Annotated in this window: 18 protein-coding genes; 8 read left to right on the forward strand and 10 right to left on the reverse strand. The window is 73.0% G+C overall.

Going from position 1 to position 18,581, the window contains the following annotated elements; all coding sequences use genetic code 11:
• Positions 1 to 146 precede the first annotated feature (146 nt).
• A complete protein-coding gene (locus tag MF406_RS08535; protein WP_242897592.1) occupies positions 147 to 1,358 on the reverse strand; it encodes a Fic family protein in 1,212 nt (403 codons plus the stop codon).
• Positions 1,359 to 1,754: 396 nt separating this feature from the next.
• On the opposite strand from MF406_RS08535, the gene MF406_RS08540 reads away from it, so the two are divergent.
• Both MF406_RS08540 and MF406_RS08545 read left to right on the forward strand, forming a co-directional pair.
• The gene (locus MF406_RS08540; RefSeq protein WP_242897593.1) at positions 1,755 to 1,994 is read left to right on the forward strand and encodes an addiction module protein; all 240 of its coding nucleotides are present in this window, start codon (positions 1,755 to 1,757) and stop codon (positions 1,992 to 1,994) included.
• 523 nt (positions 1,995 to 2,517) lie between these two features.
• Positions 2,518 to 3,021, forward strand: a complete 504-nt coding sequence (locus tag MF406_RS08545; RefSeq protein ID WP_242897594.1) for a ClbS/DfsB family four-helix bundle protein — start codon at positions 2,518 to 2,520, stop codon at positions 3,019 to 3,021.
• A 107-nt stretch (positions 3,022 to 3,128) separates the two neighbouring features.
• On the opposite strand, the gene MF406_RS08550 is transcribed toward MF406_RS08545, so the two are convergent.
• Complete coding sequence (locus MF406_RS08550) at positions 3,129 to 3,809, reverse strand: TetR/AcrR family transcriptional regulator (protein WP_242897595.1); 681 nt, start codon at positions 3,807 to 3,809, stop codon at positions 3,129 to 3,131.
• 111 nt (positions 3,810 to 3,920) lie between these two features.
• Between MF406_RS08550 and MF406_RS08555 the strand changes: the two genes are divergently transcribed.
• On the forward strand, positions 3,921 to 4,715 hold the full coding sequence (locus tag MF406_RS08555; protein ID WP_242897596.1) for an alpha/beta fold hydrolase: 795 nt from the start codon (positions 3,921 to 3,923) through the stop codon (positions 4,713 to 4,715).
• 7 nt (positions 4,716 to 4,722) lie between these two features.
• Here MF406_RS08555 and MF406_RS08560 read toward each other — a convergent pair whose 3' ends face one another.
• The 4 genes from MF406_RS08560 to MF406_RS08575 form a co-directional block, all read right to left on the reverse strand.
• Positions 4,723 to 5,358 carry a hypothetical protein gene (locus MF406_RS08560; protein ID WP_242897597.1) on the reverse strand — a complete coding sequence of 212 codons (636 nt, stop codon included), beginning with the start codon at positions 5,356 to 5,358 and terminating at the stop codon, positions 4,723 to 4,725.
• Between the two features lie 272 nt (positions 5,359 to 5,630).
• On the reverse strand, positions 5,631 to 6,614 hold the full coding sequence (locus MF406_RS08565; protein WP_242897598.1) for a D-glucuronyl C5-epimerase family protein: 984 nt from the start codon (positions 6,612 to 6,614) through the stop codon (positions 5,631 to 5,633).
• 446 nt (positions 6,615 to 7,060) lie between these two features.
• The gene (locus MF406_RS08570) at positions 7,061 to 7,723 is read right to left on the reverse strand and encodes a response regulator transcription factor (protein WP_242897599.1); all 663 of its coding nucleotides are present in this window, start codon (positions 7,721 to 7,723) and stop codon (positions 7,061 to 7,063) included.
• Positions 7,720 to 8,874: a sensor histidine kinase gene (locus MF406_RS08575; RefSeq protein WP_242897600.1), complete on the reverse strand. Its 1,155-nt coding sequence runs from the start codon at positions 8,872 to 8,874 to the stop codon at positions 7,720 to 7,722. Before MF406_RS08575 ends, MF406_RS08570 begins: the two co-directional genes overlap by 4 nt.
• Before the next feature lie 213 nt (positions 8,875 to 9,087).
• Here MF406_RS08575 and MF406_RS08580 point away from each other — a divergent pair, with 213 nt between their 5' ends.
• Together MF406_RS08580 and MF406_RS08585 are read left to right on the forward strand one after the other, a co-directional pair.
• A complete protein-coding gene (locus tag MF406_RS08580; RefSeq protein WP_242897601.1) occupies positions 9,088 to 10,026 on the forward strand; it encodes an ABC transporter ATP-binding protein in 939 nt (312 codons plus the stop codon).
• A complete protein-coding gene (locus MF406_RS08585; RefSeq protein ID WP_242897602.1) occupies positions 10,023 to 10,796 on the forward strand; it encodes an ABC transporter permease in 774 nt (257 codons plus the stop codon). Before MF406_RS08580 ends, MF406_RS08585 begins: the two co-directional genes overlap by 4 nt.
• Positions 10,797 to 10,867: 71 nt before the next feature.
• Here MF406_RS08585 and MF406_RS08590 read toward each other — a convergent pair whose 3' ends face one another.
• Positions 10,868 to 11,710: an SDR family NAD(P)-dependent oxidoreductase gene (locus MF406_RS08590; RefSeq protein ID WP_242897603.1), complete on the reverse strand. Its 843-nt coding sequence runs from the start codon at positions 11,708 to 11,710 to the stop codon at positions 10,868 to 10,870.
• A gap of 41 nt (positions 11,711 to 11,751) precedes the next feature.
• Complete coding sequence (locus MF406_RS08595) at positions 11,752 to 12,714, reverse strand: alpha/beta hydrolase (RefSeq protein ID WP_242897604.1); 963 nt, start codon at positions 12,712 to 12,714, stop codon at positions 11,752 to 11,754.
• A gap of 82 nt (positions 12,715 to 12,796) precedes the next feature.
• Here MF406_RS08595 and MF406_RS08600 point away from each other — a divergent pair, with 82 nt between their 5' ends.
• Positions 12,797 to 13,471 carry a TetR/AcrR family transcriptional regulator gene (locus tag MF406_RS08600; protein ID WP_242897605.1) on the forward strand — a complete coding sequence of 225 codons (675 nt, stop codon included), beginning with the start codon at positions 12,797 to 12,799 and terminating at the stop codon, positions 13,469 to 13,471.
• An 11-nt stretch (positions 13,472 to 13,482) separates the two neighbouring features.
• Here MF406_RS08600 and MF406_RS08605 read toward each other — a convergent pair whose 3' ends face one another.
• Entirely contained in the window at positions 13,483 to 14,112 is a 630-nt protein-coding gene (locus MF406_RS08605) for a dihydrofolate reductase family protein (RefSeq protein WP_242897606.1), read from the reverse strand.
• A gap of 65 nt (positions 14,113 to 14,177) precedes the next feature.
• On the opposite strand from MF406_RS08605, the gene MF406_RS08610 reads away from it, so the two are divergent.
• Positions 14,178 to 15,173: a helix-turn-helix domain-containing protein gene (locus MF406_RS08610; protein WP_242897607.1), complete on the forward strand. Its 996-nt coding sequence runs from the start codon at positions 14,178 to 14,180 to the stop codon at positions 15,171 to 15,173.
• Between the two features lie 156 nt (positions 15,174 to 15,329).
• Here the strand turns inward: MF406_RS08610 and MF406_RS08615 are convergent, their stop codons facing one another.
• Positions 15,330 to 17,813, reverse strand: coding sequence for an MMPL family transporter (locus MF406_RS08615; RefSeq protein ID WP_242897608.1), 2,484 nt, complete (start codon positions 17,811 to 17,813; stop codon positions 15,330 to 15,332).
• A gap of 96 nt (positions 17,814 to 17,909) precedes the next feature.
• Here MF406_RS08615 and MF406_RS08620 point away from each other — a divergent pair, with 96 nt between their 5' ends.
• Positions 17,910 to 18,515 carry a TetR/AcrR family transcriptional regulator gene (locus MF406_RS08620; protein ID WP_242897609.1) on the forward strand — a complete coding sequence of 202 codons (606 nt, stop codon included), beginning with the start codon at positions 17,910 to 17,912 and terminating at the stop codon, positions 18,513 to 18,515.
• The last annotated feature ends 66 nt before the right edge of the window (positions 18,516 to 18,581 follow it).

Here is an 18,581-nt window from a genome sequence, read left to right on the forward strand (position 1 = left end):
GATGGTTCGGGGGCTGTGGGGCCAGTGTGTCCGGCCGGGGCGGCCAGCGCCCGGCGGGTGGGCGAGACGCGCACGTCGACGTCGCCGGCGATCGCCGCCCAGGCCGCCCCTGACCTGGATCCGGGCGGCGGCGGCCGCCGTCGAGGTCAGGTGCGCCGCAGCCGCTGGCCGTAGACGTCGAGCACCTCGATGATCCCGGGATGCTGCCAGATCCGGTTGCGCTGCTTGCCGGTGCGCTCCTCGAGCACGCCGGCGTCGGTTAGTTGAGCGAGGGCGCGCTGGGCTGCCATCTGGTTCAGCCCGAGGGTGGTGGTCAGCAGGTTGGCGTTGACGACCGGGTGGGCGACCAGGTGGGGCACGACCCGCCACGCCACGGCCTGAGGGCGTAGCCCGGCAAGCCGCCGGCGGGCGTCGCTCAGCTGGGCCGCGAGGTCGTCGATCAGCTCCGCACCGGAGGAGGCGGCGAAGCGGGAGGCGTCGGAGAACTGCTCGACTATGGGACGGCCGTTGCCGGCACGGTAGGTGGTCAGCGCGTCGAAGTAGCCGCCGGTGTTCTTGAGCAGTCCGGCCGACACCGGCGCGGTGGTCCAGCGCATCACGCCCTTGGCCCGCAGCAGCGCATGCACCAGGGCGCGGCCCGTGCGCCCGTTGCCGTCGGCGAACGGGTGGATGGTCTCGAACTGGGCGTGCGAGATCGCGGCCTGCACGAGCACGGGCAGGTCGTCGCGGCGCACGAAGCGCATCAGGTCGGCCATCGCGGCTGGCACCTGCTCGGGCTGAGGGGCGACATAGGAGGCGCCGCGGGGGGTCAGCGTGCTGGTGCCCACCCACACGAGCCGGTCACGGTAGCGACCGGCGTGCTCGGCCCAGCCGGGCTGGGCGCGCATCAGCTCGGCCTGCATGGTCAGGACGGCCCGCTCGTCGAGCTGGTCGGCGAGCCGGAGCGCGGCTTCCATGGCCCGCACGTTGGCGACGACGAGCTGGGCGTTACCGGAGGTGGACTGGTCGACCTCGGCCAGGGCGAGCTGGCGAGCGCCGACGGTGAGGTTCTCGATCTGCGACGACGACGTCGACTCGGTACGCAGCAGGATGGACGACATCGGCCCGAGGGTGGGGGAGTCGGCCCCGAGCACCGAGCGGGCGTAGGAGTCGAACCGCGACAGCGCCGCGGTGGCCTCCTCGGCGTCCGCTGCCAGGTCGGCCGGCAGGGTGGGCACGTACTCGGCGATTGCCGGCACGACGGCGGAGCGGTACGGACCCGAGGCGGCAGCGATCCTGGCGCGCGAGGCCAAGCCGTCGCGCTCGACGACCCAGATGTGGTCCTCGTGATGGAGGGCCGGGACAGGAAGTGTGTCCACGCCACCAAGGCTACTAACACTTTCCGGAGAAATGTTAGTAACGGCTGTTGCAGATCACGGGACTCGTCGTGGTGGCCTGCGGAGCACCCTCGAGCGCTCGACGGCGGTCACGCGGTCGGCCCTCCGGCTCGTCGACATCGTCGGCGACGTTGTCTGTGGCGCAGGCGCGACCTGGTGATGGCCTCGCTGCCGGTCACAAGCGCTCGGGCCGGCCTCGGCCTTGGAGGTGGGGTGTCGACGTTGTTGGCCTCCCCGAGCACCTCGAGGAGCGTCGTGGCGGCTGCGATCACGCCTCCGGGAGCCTGGGCTGGGTGCTCGTCGACAGGGGAGGGCAGCCGTCGCATGGCGGCGACGCCGTCCACAGCCCATGTCGGCCTGTCGACATACACGCGAAGCATGACTCCGAAGCTGGCGGACTACATCGCGGCGGGCAAGGCGCTCGATGCCGACGAGCGCGAAATCGCCGCGGTCGCCCTCCAACAGGTTGATGAGGCGGAGCAGGCCGAGATCGACGCCGCCTGGGACGAGGCGATCGACCGGCGGCTGGACGAGCTGGTGAGCGGCAAGGTCAAGCCTGTCAGTGGCCGGGAGACGATCGCAATCGCGCGGGCGCGGTCGGCCGCGCGGCACAAGTGACGCTTGACTGATCGAGGGCCGGGACGGCAATTGTGCGCACGCCGGCAAGCCTACTAACAGTTTCGGAGGAACTGTTAGTAACGACTATTGCAGATCACGGGACTCCTCTTGGCCGAGCACGCTCGAGCGCTCCGCGTCGCGATCACGCGGTGAACCCTCCGGCTGGTCGTAATCAATGACTTTGTCCGATGGTGCAGGCGCAACTGGGTAACCGGCGTGCCAACGGCCGCGAGGGCTCCGGTTCGACCCCCGAGGTGGGCGATCGACGACCTGGTCGGCCTCCTCGAACATTTCGAGAAGTGCCCGGGCGGTTACGGTCACAACTTCGGGAGGTTGCGACAGGTGCTCGTCGACAGGGGAGGGCGGCCACCGAGCGGTGCAGCCGCGAAGGCCGGTGGCAGCCAGCGACTCGCGTACCGTGCCAGGCGCTTCGACGGCCGAAGATGGCTCGGCGCGCCGCTAGGATCGATTGCGATACCCGACGCGCGGGGCAGATCTGAGACCGCGCAGACCCGAGGACCCCATGGCTGTTCCCTCCTCCAAGGACGAGCTCATCGCCACGATCGAGAAGTCCTTCACCCAGCTCAGCGCCGATCTCGACAGGGTGCCTCTCGCGAGGGTCCGGGAACCCGTCCTGGAAGGGCACGTCAATGGGACCACGATGAGTCCCGCGGACCTGGTGGCCTACCTGATCGGCTGGAACCAGCAGGTCCTCATCTGGCACCGGCGCCGCGCCGAGGGGCTGCCCGACGAGTTCCCCGCCCACGGAGCCAGGTGGAACGAGCTGGGACTGCTCGCCCAGCGCTACTACGCGGAGCACCAGAGCGAGTCCTGGGACGACCTGCGCACCCAGCTTACCGATGCGAAGAACCAGATCATCGCCCTGATCCACCGTTACTCCAACGACGATCTCTACGGCGAACAATGGTACGGCAGGTGGACCATGGGACGAATGATCTCGCTCAACACCTCCTCGCCCTACACCAATGCCCGTGGCCGCATCCGAGCCTGGCTCTGCACCCTCTGACCCTTCGGGCCCCGTTCGGCCATCCGCACCGGAACACGCGCGCACGCGCGGCACTCGTTCCCCACCCTGAGCAGTTCGGCACCATGAGCGCCTAGGCCGTCGGCGGCCTAGCCGCCATCGTTGGGCTGGTGGCGGTAGGCGGCCAGGAAGGTGCGCACGGCGGCGTCGGCGTAGCGCTCGAGCTCCGGCTCGGATAGCTCGTCGCCGGGGTGGAACATGGCCCTGTTCAGCGGAGCGGACAGGATGAGCCAGTTGAACTGCTCGGCGACCAGCAGCGGGTCGTCCACGCGCAGCAGGCCGCGTTCGGTGAGCTGCTCGAGTTGCTCGGCAAGGACAGTGTGCGCCCGCGCGGGACCCGCGGCGTACCAGGTCTCGGCGAGCTCGGGGAATCGGTCGGCCTCGGCGACGATGAGCCGGCGCAGCCGGAGCAGGTGCGGCTGCGTGACGTCGACGACGTGCCGACGCGCGAACCGGCGCAGGTCTTCCTCGAGATCCGTGCTGCGCCCGAGCCCGGCGACCATGTCGTGCGTGAGCGTCTCGGTCGCGCTGATGTCGTCAATGATGACGGCCTCGAACAGCGCCTTCTTGCTCGCGAAGTGCTTGTAGACCGTCTGCTTGGAGACGCGAGCCAGTGCCGCCACCTGGTCCATGCTCGCGCCGGCGAACCCCTGCTCGAGGAAGACCGTCCGCGATGCCTCGAGGATGGCGTGCTGCTTGCGCGCCGACCGTCCGATACCCGCTCCGGCGGCCGGAGCCGCGCCGTCGTCGTCCCTCCGGACGTCTGCCACGCCGTCGATACCCGTCGCCTCCTCAGTCTTCCCGAACCCTAGCCGATCGGTACTAGACGGACCAGTACTATCCCAGTACTGTACGGTCCAGTTCCAGGAGAGGAGGGTCCGATGGTGACCGACGGACAGGTGCTGTCTGCGGACGGCACACCGATCGCGTTCCAGGCCAGGGGCCAGGGTGAGGCCGTGGTGCTCGTGCCGGGCGCGCTGCAGGGCCGCACCCCGTTCCGCCCGTACGCCGAGCGGCTGGCAGGCCACCTGACCGTGCTGATCTATGACCGTCGTGGGCGCGGGGCGAGCGGCGACACCTCGCCGTACGCGGTCGAGCGGGAGGTCGAGGACCTGGAGGCCGTGATCTCCGTGGCCGGCGGTCACGCCTCGGTGTACGGCCATTCCTCGGGCGCTGCCCTGGTCCTTCACGCCGCCGCCGGCGGTCTGCCGATTCGGAAAACTGTGCTGCACGACCCGGCGTTCGGGTCCGGCACGGAGGAGGAGCAGCGAGCCGAGCGCGCGGAGGCCGAGCAGGTCGCGGCGATGCTCGCGGCTGGCCGGCGAGCGGACGTGGTGCGGCTCTTCTTCGAGGGGGCGGGGCTGCCGCCAGAGATCGCCGAGGCCGCGAGCCAGGACCCCGAGCTGGTCGGCAACGCGCCGACGCTCCTTTACGACCCGTACGCCATCACGAGCGTGCAGAGCAGGGCAGGACAGACACCAGCCGAACAGGCCGCCCGGGTGCGCATCCCCTCTCTGGTGCTGGCCGGCGGGGCGAATCCCGAGTGGATGATCGCGGCCAGCAGGACGGTGGCCGCCGCTCTGCCGGAGGGCAGGCTCCAGATCCTCGACGGGCAGGAGCACGTCGTTCCGCCGGAGGTGCTGGCGCCTGTCCTCATCGAGTTCCTCACTGCCTGATCGGCGGTCAGAACGTGATGCCCAGCCGGCGCAACCGTTCCCAGTACCCGGAGACGTACGGTGCCATGTCGGTGATCTGGGCCAGACCGAGAGCCGGGACGTCGATGCCGCGCCCGACGTACGAGATGGCCAGATCGTGGAAGTCCGCCGACGCGGCGACCAGGCCGTCCCGCTCCAACGTGCTGAACGTCGTCGTCGTGCCGTCGACGGCGACGCCGACCTCGTTCGCGATGGCTCCGCCTGTGATGAGCTCCAGCGCGTGCGGTACCCGCTGCTCACCGGCAGCGACGGCGAGCAACCATTCCACGGGCGGTCGAGGTCCGTCGGAGGTTGTGACGGTCAAGAATGGCGCAGCACGACGACGCTCCGCATCCTCGCCGTGATCGACGGAATAGCTGACCTCGCGGTCAAGGACTGACCCGTCCCCGTGAGACGTAGTCTCGGCGTGCTCGGCGTGCTCGGCGTGCTCGGCGTGCTCGGCGGACCGGAGGCAACGAGGACCCTGCCATGCGGCGGGAAGGCCGTAAGCCGGTACTGCGTGCTTCTCGAACGCCCTCACCATCCGGCCCAACATGTCGCGTCGAGAGGACGGGTCGTCCGGCCCGAGCGCTTCGTCGCCGCCCCTCATCGGCTGCTTGTCCACCCCGGTGATGCTTGCATCGCTGCAACGACACGTCCACCGTCGCCGCCATCTGTGCGGGTGGACAGAGCGGTGCGCGGCGGGCGAGGGGGACCCTCCGGGTGCGGGACCAGGCGAGGCGAGGGGGACCCTCCGGGTGCGGGACGGAGCGAGGATGAGCGAGGGGGACCCGCCGGGTGCGGGACGGAGCGAGGATGAGCGAGGGGGGTCCTCCGGGTGCGGGACGGAGCGAGGATGAGCGAGGGGGGTCCTCCGGGTGCGGGACGGAGCGAGGACTAGGCGCTCGCCCCAGAGGCGGCATAGTCGGCGCGGAACGATGCGGCCTGCTCGAGGAACACGCCGCGGCCGGTCATGAGGGCCAGCGACTCGAACTGCTTCGTGACACCGCGGTGGTAGTTCGGGGGACGCCAGTCGGTGTCGATGCAGTACTGGGCCGCGCAGTAGTACGACAGCCCACCCGGGAGCCGGTAGGTGTCGAAGGTCTCGGCGACCGTGGTCGCCGCGCCGTCGAACAGCTGCGCAGCGTCCGGGTCACCGGTGCGCGTGGCGTAGTCGTAGAGGCCGAACGCGGCGTAGATGTGCCCGTTGACGACCTGGGTCGGCGCCACCGCGTCGTCGACGTACTCCTCGAACCACAGGTGCCCGTCGACGACGTGGGCGAACCACGGGCCGCCCTCGCCCGGGCGTGCGTCGAAGGTCCTGGCCGTGGCGTCCGCGGCGTCCGTCCACCGGTCGTCGTCGGTCTCGGCGTGCAGGCGCACGAACAGCGAGAGGGCTTGGCCCTGCGCCATCCCGGAGTACCACGGCGCGGTGAGGGTCTGGGCCTCGTCGTCGTGGAGTTGGTAGTCGAAGCCGTAGGGGAACCAGAGCGCGCCGGCCCGCTCCTCGGCCCCGTCCAGCAGCGCCTCGGCGTTGGCGACCGCCCGGTCGAGGTACTCCCTGGTGCCGGTGGTCCGGTAGGACTCGAGCATGTACAAGGCATAGTGGGCCAGGGACACCGGGTGGTAGATCGGCCCGGCCTGGTCCGGCCATGTCACCTGCAGCACCCCGGCACCGTCGACGGGCCGGTCTGGGTCCTCCAGCGGCAGGACGGTCTCGGGGGTCCGGGCGTAGGGCTCCGGGGTGATCGCCCGCGGCTCGGCGCCGGTCATCGCGTAGTCCGGGACGTCGGCCACCGCGTCACCCGGGGCGGGCAGGCTGCTGCTGCACCCGGCCAGCAGGGCAGCGACCAGTATCAGGGCGGGCAGGGTCCGTTTCACCCTCCGAGAATACGATTTCTTCCCGTCCGGATCTCGGTACCTCGGCTCGGATCGGCGGCAGCTGTTTCGGCGCAGGTGGCGACTGCGCAGCGCCGGCCGGCCGGAGGCGCTCTTCTTCTCCTCGAGCCGTCCCATGGCGGTGTCGAATGTGCCGGGGGAGACGGACAGGACGAGCGCGCCCTTCCCCCCGAACGCGGCGCCTATCTGGCCGGGCTTCCGCAGGTGGAAGGCGCATCGAGGGCCTTCGGGTAGGTGCGACCTGCTGGCCCGGGGCCACGACAACCCGGCGATCGCACGCAGGCCGTCCTCGGCCCCAAGACCGTTCGAACCACGTCGCCGACGTCCTCGGCCACGCGCGCGGTCCCGAACCGGACCGCAGCCGCGGTCCTCGCGCGGCAGTCAGGGCTCGATGGCCCTGGGGAACCGCGGCCAGGAACCTGAGGAGCTCACGACGACGACGCCGGCAGCAGCCCGAGGTGGAGCGCGCGCAGCACCGCGCGGGTGCGGTCCCTGACGCCGAGCTTCGCCAGGACGGTGGAGATGTGGTTCTTCACCGTGCCCTCGGCGAGGAACAGCGCATCGGCGATCTCCCGGTTGGTGAATCCGCTGGCCAGCAGCCTGAGGATCTGGGTCTCCCGCGGCGTGAGCGGCTCAGGGGTGGGCAGGTGGGTGAAGTCGTCGGGCTGCGGACGGGACCCGATGGTGCGCAGCAGCCGCTCGGTGAGCGCCGGCTGGACGAGCGTTCCGCCGGCGGCGAGCGTGCGGATCGCGCCGACGAGCTCGTCCAGCGCGACGTCCTTGAGGAGGTAGCCGCGCGCCCCGGCGCGCAGGGCACGCAGGACGAGCTCGTCGTCGTCGAAGGTGGTGAGGACGAGGACCGGCACCTCGCTGCCGCGCTCGCGCAGGGCCTCGAGCGTGGCGATGCCGTCGCGGCCGGGCATGCGGAGGTCGAGGAGCAGGACGTCGGGGTCCAGCGCGGCCACCTGGGCCAGTGCCTCGTCGCCGTCGGCGGCGTGCCCGGCGACGGCGACCTCCTTGCTGATGGCGAGCAGGCTCTCCAGCCCCTGCCGCATGAGGGTCTGGTCGTCGGCGATGACGACGCGGATCACGCCGGAGCTCCCGCACGGACGGGCAGCTCCACGCGCACCCGGAAGCCGTCCGAACCGTCGAGCTCCACCCGGCCGCCGAGGGCCGCGGCGCGCTCCCGCAGGCCGTTGAGCCCGTTGCCGGGGACGACGGACGCGACGCCCCAGCCGTCGTCCCGGGCCTCCAGGCGTAGGGCTCCGTCGACCTCGGCGAGGGTGATCCACAGGTTCTCCGCCTCCGAGTGGCGGATGGTGTTGGTGGCGATCTCCTGCACGGCGCGGACGACGGCCGCCGCGTGGTCGTCGTCGGCCCCGAGCCCCGGCTCGACGTCGAGGTGCACCCGTGGGTGCGGGATCTCCTCGGTGACCTGGGCGAGCGCGCCGGCCAGGTCGAAGCTGCGCCGCCGCTCGGTGCCCACGACGGAGCGCACGTCGGCGAGCAGGTCCTTGGCGAGTCCACGGGCGCGGAGCACGTGCTCCCGGCCCAGTCCCTCGACGCGGTGGGTCGCCACCTCGAGCTCCACCGACAGGACGGTGAGCTGGTGACCGAGGAGGTCGTGCAGCTCGCGGGAGATCCGCAGCCGCTCCTGGGCCTGGCTCGACTCGGCGAGCAGCGCGCTCGTGCTGCGCAGCTCGACGTGCGCGACGCCCAGCTCCCGCAGGGCCTCCTCGACCCGACGCTGGCTCCACATCATCGCGGCGCTCGCGGCCTGGAGCAGGGCGTAGAGGAACGTCACGAGGAGCATCTCGACGGGCGGGTTCGGCCGCTCGACCAGCGGACCGAGCGCGGCGCCGGCGGCGAGCACGACTGCGGAGTTCCACAGCACGACCCCGGTGATCCCGCGAAGCTCCAGGTGCAGGCTGGCGATGGCCGCTGACAGGACGAGCAGGATGAGGCTCAGGCCTCCGCGGCTGGGGGAGAGCAGCACGATCGCGTTGCTCAGCAGCACCGGGGCGGCTATGAGCAGCAGCCGGCCGCGCGGCGTCGCCGGGGTCCGGCGGACGCTCGCCACCACCAGGGCGGCGAGGTAGCCCACGAACACGACGAGCCACGGCACGAAGTACGTCCACGACCCGACTGCGAGGACGCCGCTGCCCTCCACCACGCCGATGAGCACGCAGAGGACGAGCATGCTCGCACCGGCCCAGATCTGGACCCGGCTGCTGCCTGCCATGGCCTCACCCTACGGAGCACGTCGGCCCACGGTCAGGTGCCGGAAGTCATGGGCGGTACCGGTGACAACCGGCAGATGTGGCCGGCAGGTTCACGTTCCTAGCGTGGTCGGTGCACCGGTTGGAGGACGGGTGCCGTGCCGCGGCGGCGGCCACGTGGCTCGTGGCCGTCCGCCGCGGCATCCAGGACGAACATCCAGGACGAAGGAGGAACGATGCCGGTCGTCGAGATCGAGGACCTGCGCAAGAGCTACGGGGGCCGCGCCGTCGTCGACGGCGTGAGCCTCGCCGTCGAGCGCGGGGAGATCGTCGGGATCCTCGGCCGCAACGGGGCGGGCAAGACGACGACGGTCGAGTGCGCCGTCGGGCTGCGCGAGCCCGACGGCGGGCGGGTGCGCGTCCTCGGCGTCGACCCGCGCGAGGAACGCGCCCGGGTGCAGCAGGTGGTGGGCGTGCAGCTGCAGCGGGAGTTCCTGCACCCGAGCCTCACCGTCATCGAGCTCGTGCGGATGTACCGCTCCTTCTACCGCGACGGACTCGACCCGGACGGCCTCCTCGAGCGCCTCGGCCTGGCCGAGGTACGCGGCACCCGGTACGAGAACCTCTCGGGCGGCCAGGGACAACGGCTGAGCATCGCCCTCGCCCTCGTCGGCCGGCCGCGGCTGGCGGTGCTCGACGAGCTGACGACCGGTCTCGACTCGAGCGCGCGTCGCGGCATGTGGCGACTGATCGAGGAGATGCGCGAGGACGGCATCACGGTCGTCCTCGTCACGCACTTCATGGAGGAGGCCGAGCGTCTCTGCGACCGGATCGCGGTCCTCGACGCCGGGCGGCTCGTCGCGCTCGACAGCCCGGAGGGGCTCATCCGGCAGGTCGCAGGGGCCGACCGCCTGAGCTTCCGTGTTCACGCACCGCTCGAGCCGTCCCTGCTCACCGCCCTGCCCGGGGTCGAGGACGTGACGGTCGAGGCCGGGTACGTGACCGTCATCGGTCGCGGCGACCTCGTCCGGGAGGTGGCCGGAGCGCTCCTGCGCCACGAGGTGCCCGCGACCGACTTCCGCACGCACAGCGCCACGCTCGACGACGCCTTCCTCCGGCTCACCGGGCACGAGCTCGGCGAGCCGGCACCCGACCTCGAGAGGACTGCACGATGACGACGACGCTGCCGCCCGCGCACCGCGTCCCGGCGGCCGCCTGGGGCCACCTCCTGCGCGCCGAGGCGCTGATGGTCACTCGCGACACCTCCGGGCTCATCATCCCGATCGGCCTGCCTGCCCTGCTCCTCGTGATGAACGGCCTCACCCAGGACGGGGACCAGGTGCTGCCCGGGGGGTCGACCGTGATGAACGCGATCATCATGCCCCTGACCGTCGCGATGGTCATCGCCCTCGTCGGCGTGGTGAACATGCCCTCCTTCCTCGCGACCTACCGCAAGTACGGCATCCTGCGCCGCCTGGCCGTGACTCCGGCGCGGCCGGCGATGATCCTCGCCGCGCAGATGCTGGTCAGCCTGGCGCAGGTGCTCCTCGGGGTCGGGCTCATGCTGGTGGTCGGGGCGACGTTCTTCGGCGTCACGCTGCCGGTGAGCCCGGGCTGGGCACTGCTCGTCGGCGGGCTGACGGTGGCCGCGATGTACGGGATCGGGACGCTCGTCGCGGCCCTGGCTCCAACGGTCAACGCCGCGCTCGCGCTCGGTCTGGTCGCCTTCTTCCTCATGCTCGCGCTCGGTGGTGGCTTCGGGCCGATGGCCGCCCTCCCGGAGGTGCTCCAGACGGTGGGTGAGACGCTGCCGTACGGTGCGGGGAACTCCGCGCTCTCCGCGGCGTGGACCGGTGAGCAGCCGCAGACCGCACACCTCGTGACGCTCGGCGCCTGGGCCGCGGTGACCGGCGCACTGGCGGCCCGCTTCTTCCGTTGGGTCTGACCCCGGGCGCACGATCCCGCTCTCGGCGGAGGACGTGGCGAGGCCGCCGCCCGTGCGGGTGCCCGGCCCAGTCAGCTCCCCCGCGCCATGGCGATCATGCCCTTCAGGCCCATCCCGGCGCGGGTGCCGCCGTCGCAGAGGATGTCGGTGCCGGTGAGGTAGCCGGGCCGGGTGCTGGCGCAGAAGGCGAGGTGCTCGGCGATCTCCTCGGGACGGCCGTAGCGCCTGAGCGCGGCGTAGTCGACCAGCCGGCCCGAGCCGCTCTTCTCCTCGAGCCGTCCAATGGCGGTGTCGAAGGTGCCGGGGGAGACGGACAGGACGCGCGCTCCCTTCGCCCCGAACGCGCCGGCCATCCGCCGGGTGTACCAGATGACGAAGCTCTTGCTAGAGGCGTAGGCGGACCCGGGGCGGCCCGACGCCGGGCCGAGGTTCGCCCTCGCGGTGAGCTTCTCGACGAAGCGGGCCGGGTCGGTGAGGGCGAGGCGGTAGGTGCGGGTCGGGTGCAGGACCGACGGCAGCATGTGCCCGGCGATGGAGGCGACGTTGACGAGCGCGAACCCCTCGGCCGCCGCGTCGAGGGCCGCCCGGGTGAGGTGGACGGTGCCCAGCGCGTTGATCCGGACGATCGCGGCGGCGTCGCCCATCTGCGGGCTGACGCCGGCCGTGTACACGACCGCCCGCAGGTCACCGGCCGCGCGGGCAGTGGCGAACAGGGCGGCGACCGATGCCCGGTCGGTGATGTCGCAGACGGCGGGGACGGCGTCGACGCCGTCGGCCCGCAGCCCCGCGGCGGCGGCCTCGACGCGGTCCCGGTCCAGGTCGGCGACGACGACGCGGTGGTCCCGCCCCATGATCCGCGCGGTGGCCAGGCCCATGCCGCCGGCGCCGCCGGTGACGATCGCCGTCGGGCTCACCTCGTCTCGCCCTCGTGCGGTGAGGTCCCGGCCTCGCTCGGTTATGCCCCGGCCGTGCCGGGGTCGGGTGCGACCTGGCGAGCGAGCCAGTCGCGGGAGCGGGCGACGTAGCGCCGGGCGAGGTCGGTGCTCGCGGCGAGCGACTCGAAGCCGTGCGGGGCGCCCGGCACGACGTCGAGGGTGCAGTCCACGCCCGCGGCGGTCAGTGCCTGGGCGTAGTCGCGGTCCTCGGCGAAGAACAGCTCGATGTCGCCGGTCCCGATCCATGCCGGCGGCAGCCCGGACAGGTCCGCCCGCCGGGCGGGCGCGGCGTAGGGCGCGACGCCGTCGCCGCCGGGCTCCTGGCCGAGGTAGGCGCGCCAGCCGGCGTGGTTGGAGCTGTTGTTCCAGACGAAGTGCCGCACCGCGTCGAGCTCACGGTTCGCGGCGGTGCGGTCATCCAGCATGGGGCAGAACAGCCACTGCGCGGCCGGCTGCGGCCCGCCCTCGTCGTGCAGCCGCTGGACCAGGCCCGCGGCGAGACCCCCGCCGGCGCTCTGCCCGCCGACGGCGACCCGGGCCGGGTCGATCCCGCGCTCGGCCGCGTGCGCGACGAGCCAGCGCCAGACCGTGTGGCAGTCGTCCAGCGGGGCGGGGAAGGGATGCTCCGGGGCGAGCCGGTAGTCCGCGGAGACCACGGTGATCCCCAGCTCGCGGGCGATGCTGGTGCACCGGGCCTGGTCCTGGACGGCGGCACCGATCAGCATGCCCCCGCCGTGGAGCCACAGCAGCGCCCCGCCGTTCCCGCCCCCGGCGGGGGTGAAGACGTGCGCCGCCGTCCCGGGGCCGAGGTCGACCCGCTCGTACCGCACGTCCGGCGGGGTCTCCGGGTTCGGCAGCAGGGTCAGCGCCGCCCTGGTCAGCCTGCGCTGCCAGCCGTGCCGGACGGGCGGGTTGGGGAAGAACCGGAACGTGCGCCGCAGCTGCGGATCCAGGACGTCCGGCGTCAGCCGACGTGTCACCATGCTGCCTCCTTCGGTACTTGTGTCATCGCGACGATACGAGACACAGTGTCCAGCGTCGTGAGTGTAGCCGTAGGGTCGAGAGATGGCGCAGCAGCGTGCACCGGGCAGACCCAGGAGCCAGCGAGCGCGACGGGCGGTGCTGGCCGCCACCGCGGCCCTGCTCCGCGAGGTCGGCTACGACCGGCTCGCCATCGACGCCATCGCCGCCCGGGCGGGCGTGTCGCGGCAGACGATCTACCGGTGGTGGCCGTCCCGGGCGGACATCGTGGCCGAGACGGTCCGCGACCGGGCCGAGGGGCTGGTGGCGGCGCCGCCGGTGGGCACCGGCGACCTCCACGGTGAGCTGCGCACCTGGCTGGCGCAGGTCGTCCGCCAGCTTCAGGACGAGGACGCCGTCGCCCTCGTCCGCGCGCTGGTCGCGGCCGCCGCCGCCGACCCCGTCGACGCCGAGCGGCTGCACGCGGGCCTGACCGGCCCCGCGCACGACGGCGTCCTGGCCCGGCTGCAGGAGGGGGTCGCCCGGGGTCAGGTCCGCCCGGACGCCGACCTCGCCGCGGTGGTGGACGCCCTGTTCGGCTCCGTCCTGTACCTCGCGCTGATCGGCGAGCCGGTGACGCCCGACCGGGCAGACCGGATCCTCGACCTGCTCCTCGACGGCATCCGGCCGCCGTCGGCCGGCCCGCCGGGGGAGCGGGAGTCCGGTCCGCCGGCGGAGAGTGGCCCAGGTCGGCCCGGGGAGAAGGGCTCCGGCCCGTAGCGCACCCCGCCTCACCGGGTCGCGGTCTCCGCCTCCGCCCCCGCCGGCCCGACCGGCTGGCCGGACACCTCGTACCCGAGGACCAGCGTGCCCAGGCTGGTGGTCCCCGCCGCCGTGAGCCGGAGCCGCCGGGGCCGGGGCAGGTCGCGGAACAGCCGCTTGCCGGTGCCGAGGAGCAGCGGGTGGACGAACAGCCGGAGCTCGTCGACGAGGTCGAGCAGCATCAGCTGGTGCACGAGCGCGCCGCTGCCGAGCACGGCCAGGTCCCCCTCGCCGTCGGCCTTGAGCCGCCCGACGGCGGCCCCGAGCTCGCCGTCCAGGACGTGCGCACCGGCCCAGTCCAGCCGGGTGAGGGTGCGGGTCGCGACGTACTTCGGCGCCTGGTTGAGCCGGCGCGCCATCGGGACGTCGTCGGGCTGGTACGGCCAGTACGCCGCCATCTTCTCGTAGGTGCGCCGGCCGAAGAGATAGGCCGAGGTGCGGTCCGGGCCGCCGGCGTCGACGGCCTCGTGGACGGCCGCCGCGTAGGGCCGGCCCCAGCCGCCGTGGGTGAACCCGCCGTCGGTGTCCTCCTCGGGCGAGCCGAGGCCCTGCATGACGCCGTCGACGGTGAGGAACTCGATGACAACCAGTCGTCGCATGTCCCGATGCTGCCCCGGCGGAAGATGTGCTGGCTTGAAGGAACTTGACCGGGCATGCTGCCGGCATGGCCGGGGATCACCGCGAGACGGACCAGGCCCGCCGCACCGAGACGGACCAGGCCCGCCGCACCGAGACGGACCAGGCCCGCCGCACCGAGAGGGACCAGGCCCGCCGGATCGACCTCGTCCGGCACCGCCCCGCACCGGCGCTCGCCGGGCTGGTGGCCGGCGTGGTGGGGATGTCCGAGCGCGCGCCGGGCGTCGTCCGCCGCCGGCAGCCGGCCGGGACCCTGCTGCCCCTGGTGGTCTCGTTCGGCAACCCCCTGACGGTCGACGCGCTCGCGGACGGCACCGGCGCCGGCCGGTCCTACCGGTCGTTCCTCGCCGGGATATCCACCGGCCACGCGAGCACCCGGTTCGACGGCGGCCAGGACTGCGTGCAGGTCTACCTCACCCCGCTCGGGGCCCGCCGGGTCCTCGGCGTCCCGGGCAGCGAGGTGGCACGCCGGGTGGTGGCGGCGGACGACGTCGTCCCGGGGCTGGCCGCCCTGGCCGACCGCCTCGCGGCCGCGGCCACCTGGGCCGAACGGTTCGCGCTGGTCGAGGACGCGCTCGTCCGGCAGGTGGCACGCGCCGACGGCGTGCCCCCGGCCTGGGTGGCACGGCTGTGGCGGCAGATCCGGGCCAGCGGCGGGCAGGCCCGGATCGGCGACCTCGTCGCCGAGACCGGCTGGAGCCACCGGCACGTCACGACGGTGTTCCGGGCGGAGGTGGGCCTGACGCCCAAGCAGGCGGCCGGCGTCGTCCGCTTCGAGGCGGCGACCGCCGACCTCGGCCGGCTGCCGGTGGCCGAGATCGCCGCCCGGCACGGCTACGCCGACCAGAGCCACCTGACCCGCGACGTCGTCCGGTACGCCGGCGAGCCGCCGGCCGCCCTCGCCGCCGCCCGGCGGCCCACGCCGTGGACCGCCCTGGGCCGGGCGCCCGCCGCCCCGGGCCCCGCGGCCGGCGTCGGGCGGCAGCCGGCGGGGAGGCCGGCGGGCCGGCCCGGGCGCAGCTGACCGGCGGATCGGCGCAGGCGACGGGCAGACCGGCCCGGATCACCGGCGGACCGGCCCGGGCGCAGCTGCCCGACGGACCGGCGCAGGCGACGGGCAGACCGGCCCGGATCACCGACGGACCGGCCCGGGCGCAGGTGCCCGGCGGACCGGCTCGGCTCAGGGGAGGTGGTGCCGGCGCTCCAGGGCGGCGCCCTCCACGTCCACGTTGGGGATGATCCGGTCCAGCCAGCGGGGGAGCCACCAGGCGCTGCGGCCGAGGAGGTGCAGCAGGGCGGGCATGAGGAGCATGCGGACGACGAAGGCGTCGAGGAGGACGCCGACGGCGAGCCCGAAGCCCACCGATCGGATGATGGTGGACTCGGAGAACACGAACCCGCCGAACACCGACGCCATGATCAGCGCGGCGGCGATGACGACGGAGCGGCCCGCGCGGAACCCCTGGGCGACGGCGAGCCGGGCCGGGGAGCCGTGGACGTAGGCCTCGCGCATCCCGGAGGCGAGGAAGAGCTGGTAGTCCATCGCCAGGCCGAACAGGATGCCGACGAGGATGACCGGCAGGAAGCTCAGGATCGGGCCGGTGCTGTGGATGCCCAGGACGTCCGCGAGCCACCCCCACTGGAACACGGCGACGGTCGCGCCGTAGGTGGCGAACAGGGACAGCACGAACCCGCCGGTGGCGACGACCGGGACGAGGATCGACCGGAACACGCCGATCATGATGAGCAGGGACAGACCGACGACGACGAGGAGGTAGGTCGGCAGCACCTCCAGCAGGCTCTCGGAGATGTCGATGTTGATCGCCGCCTGACCGGCGACGCCGAGGGTGATGTCCCCGTCGACCGGGGGGAGGCTGCGCAGGTCGCGGACGAGCTGTTCGGTGCTCTCGCTGTTCGGGCCGTCCTCCGGGATGACCTGGAAGGCGGCGAGCGCGTTGTCCTCGGAGACGGCGATCGGGGCGACGGCGGCCACGTCGTCCTGGGCGGCGATCTCCCGGGCGATGGTGACCTGGGTCTCGAGGAGGTCCTCCTCGGCGACCGAGCCGGGCAGGTCGGCGGCGACCAGGAGGGGGCCGTTGGTGCCCGCGCCGAACTTCTCCTCCACCGTCATGAATGCGTCGTAGGAGGCCGACCCGACGGGCTCGGTGGAACCGTCGGGCAGGCCGAGCCGCATGGACAGGGCCGGGATCGCGATCACCAGCAGGCCGGCGACGGTGACGACGGCGGTGAGCACCGCCCGCCACGTCGGCATCGGGCGCACGCTCGGCGGGGGCCGGTGCCCGCCGTTGGCCAGCCGGGACCGGGCCTTCCGGCCGAGCAGGCGCCGCCCGGCGAGCCCGAGGAGGGCGGGCGTCATGGTGATCGCCAGCAGCACGGCGACGGCGACGGCGACCGCGCCGACGACGCCCATCACCCCCAGGAACGGCACGCCGGTGACGTTCAGGGCCAGCAGCGCGACGATGACGGTGGTCCCGGCGAACACGACGGCGTTGCCGGCGGTGCCGTTGGCCAGCCCGATCGACTCGACCACCGGCGCGCCGCCGAGGAGCTGCCGGCGGTGCCGGTTGATGATGAACAGGGAGTAGTCGATTCCGACGGCGAGGCCCAGCATCACCCCGAGCACGGGGGTGACGGAGGTCATGTCCACGACGCCGGAGAAGGCGAGGGTGGCGAGGACGGCGATGCCGACACCGAGGATCGCGGTGACCAGGGGCAGCACCGCGGCCAGCAGGGACCCGAGCATGACCAGCAGCACGACGGCGGCCACGGCCACGCCGACCGCCTCGCCCACGCCGAAGATCTGCGGCACGCCCTGGGCGATGTCGGTGGAGAAGGAGACCTCGACGCCGTCGACCGGCTCGGACTCGAAGTGCTCGATCACCGCCTGCTTGGACTCCTCGGCCAGCTCCAGGCGCGGCTCGGAGAAGGCGACGTTGACCACGGCCGTGGAGCCGTCCTCCGACACCGTCCGGATGCCCCCGGAGAGGTCGAGCAGCTCGGTGCCGAGCTCCGCCTCCTGCCTGCCCGCGTCCAGCTGCGCCTGCTGCTCCTCCAGCTGCGCCTGCTGCTGCTCGACCGTCTGGCGCTGGGCGTCGAGCTGGGCCTGCTGCGCGTCGAGCTGGGCGGTGGGCGCGCCGGCGGCCGCGGCCTGCTCCCGGGCCGCGTCGAGCTGGGCCTGCCCCGCGTCGAGCTGCTCCAGGCCGGCCTCGAGCTGCGCCCGTCCGGCGTCGAGCTGCGCCTGCCCGTCGGTGATCTGGGCGCGGCCCTCCTCCAGCTGCTGGCGCTGGTCGGCGAGCTGCTGCTCGGTGGCGAAGGGGTCCACCACCTCCGCCACGTCCGGGAGGTCGCCCGCGTCGCTGGCCAGCGCGGTGATTTGCTCGCGCTGGGCGTCGCTGAGGGGTGAGTCGTCCGTCGTCGTGAAGACGACCAGGCCGGAGGCGCCGCTGAAGTCGGGCAGCTTCTGCTCCAGCTCCTCGGTCACCTCGCCGGAGGCGGTGCCGGGGATGTCGAAGTTCGTGGCGAGGCTCTGGAAGCCGGCCAGGAACCCGCCTGCCGCGGCAGCCAGGACCACCAGCCAGGAGACGATCACGACCCACGCGCGTCGCGCGGACAGCTTTCCCAGCCGGTAGAGCAGTTCTGCCATGGTCCGGTGCCTCCCGTAGGTTGATGCCGCGTTGACGATACGGTACGTCTCATCAACGCCGTGGACCGAGCCGGGCCCGAACGGAGGATGTGAGGAATGTCCCAGCAGCACAGCGAGCGGCACCACAGCGGGCCGGTCCGCAGCGCGGCGGCCCGGAACGCCATCCTCGACGCCACCGCGCACCTGTTCGAGGAGCGCGGGTACGACCAGCTCACGATCGAGGGGATCGCCGCCCGGGCCGGCACCGGGAAGCAGACCGTCTACCGGTGGTGGCCGTCCAAGGGCGCCCTCATCGCCGACTGCCTCCTCGAGGGCCGCATCCTGCCGGACGCCGTGACCCCGACCGACACCGGCGACCTCCGGACGGACCTGACCGCCTGGCTGGACCGCATCTTCCAACTCCTGCAACAACCCGGCGGGGAGGCGCTCATGCGGTCCCTGATCGCCGCCGCCGCCGAGCACGCCGACGTCGGCCGGCGGCTGCGCGCCAGCCTCGGCGGGGACTCCACGCTCATCGCCCGGCTGGCGGCCGCCGTCCGGGCCGGGCAGCTCGCGCCCGACGCCCCGCTGCGCGAGATCAGCGAGGCGCTCGTCGGCGCCGTCCTGCTCCGCGCGCTGAGCCGCGAGGCGATCGACGCCGACACCACCGCGCGTCTCCTGGCCGCGCTCACCGGGCCGAGCCGTCCGGCGAGCGGGGGCTGACCCGGGTCAGCCCCCAGCGCGGCGGCGACTCCGATCAACCGCCGGCGCTCGAGCCCCGCTCGCGGC

The sequence above is a fragment of the Georgenia sp. TF02-10 genome (genome assembly GCF_022759505.1).
Lineage (GTDB): Bacteria > Actinomycetota > Actinomycetes > Actinomycetales > Actinomycetaceae > TF02-10.

Bases quoted from the DNA above. Each gene is read 5' to 3' on its own strand.
- MF406_RS08540 (WP_242897593.1), top strand. From the start codon at position 1,755: ATGACTCCGAAGCTGGCGGACTACATCGCGGCGGGCAAGGCGCTCGAT.
- MF406_RS08545 (WP_242897594.1), top strand. From the start codon at position 2,518: ATGGCTGTTCCCTCCTCCAAGGACGAGCTCATCGCCACGATCGAGAAG.
- MF406_RS08555 (WP_242897596.1), top strand. From the start codon at position 3,921: ATGGTGACCGACGGACAGGTGCTGTCTGCGGACGGCACACCGATCGCG.
- MF406_RS08575 (WP_242897600.1), bottom strand. From the start codon at position 8,874: ATGGCAGGCAGCAGCCGGGTCCAGATCTGGGCCGGTGCGAGCATGCTC.
- MF406_RS08580 (WP_242897601.1), top strand. From the start codon at position 9,088: ATGCCGGTCGTCGAGATCGAGGACCTGCGCAAGAGCTACGGGGGCCGC.
- MF406_RS08585 (WP_242897602.1), top strand. From the start codon at position 10,023: ATGACGACGACGCTGCCGCCCGCGCACCGCGTCCCGGCGGCCGCCTGG.
- MF406_RS08595 (WP_242897604.1), bottom strand. From the start codon at position 12,714: ATGGTGACACGTCGGCTGACGCCGGACGTCCTGGATCCGCAGCTGCGG.
- MF406_RS08600 (WP_242897605.1), top strand. From the start codon at position 12,797: ATGGCGCAGCAGCGTGCACCGGGCAGACCCAGGAGCCAGCGAGCGCGA.
- MF406_RS08605 (WP_242897606.1), bottom strand. From the start codon at position 14,112: ATGCGACGACTGGTTGTCATCGAGTTCCTCACCGTCGACGGCGTCATG.
- MF406_RS08610 (WP_242897607.1), top strand. From the start codon at position 14,178: ATGGCCGGGGATCACCGCGAGACGGACCAGGCCCGCCGCACCGAGACG.
- MF406_RS08615 (WP_242897608.1), bottom strand. From the start codon at position 17,813: ATGGCAGAACTGCTCTACCGGCTGGGAAAGCTGTCCGCGCGACGCGCG.
- MF406_RS08620 (WP_242897609.1), top strand. From the start codon at position 17,910: ATGTCCCAGCAGCACAGCGAGCGGCACCACAGCGGGCCGGTCCGCAGC.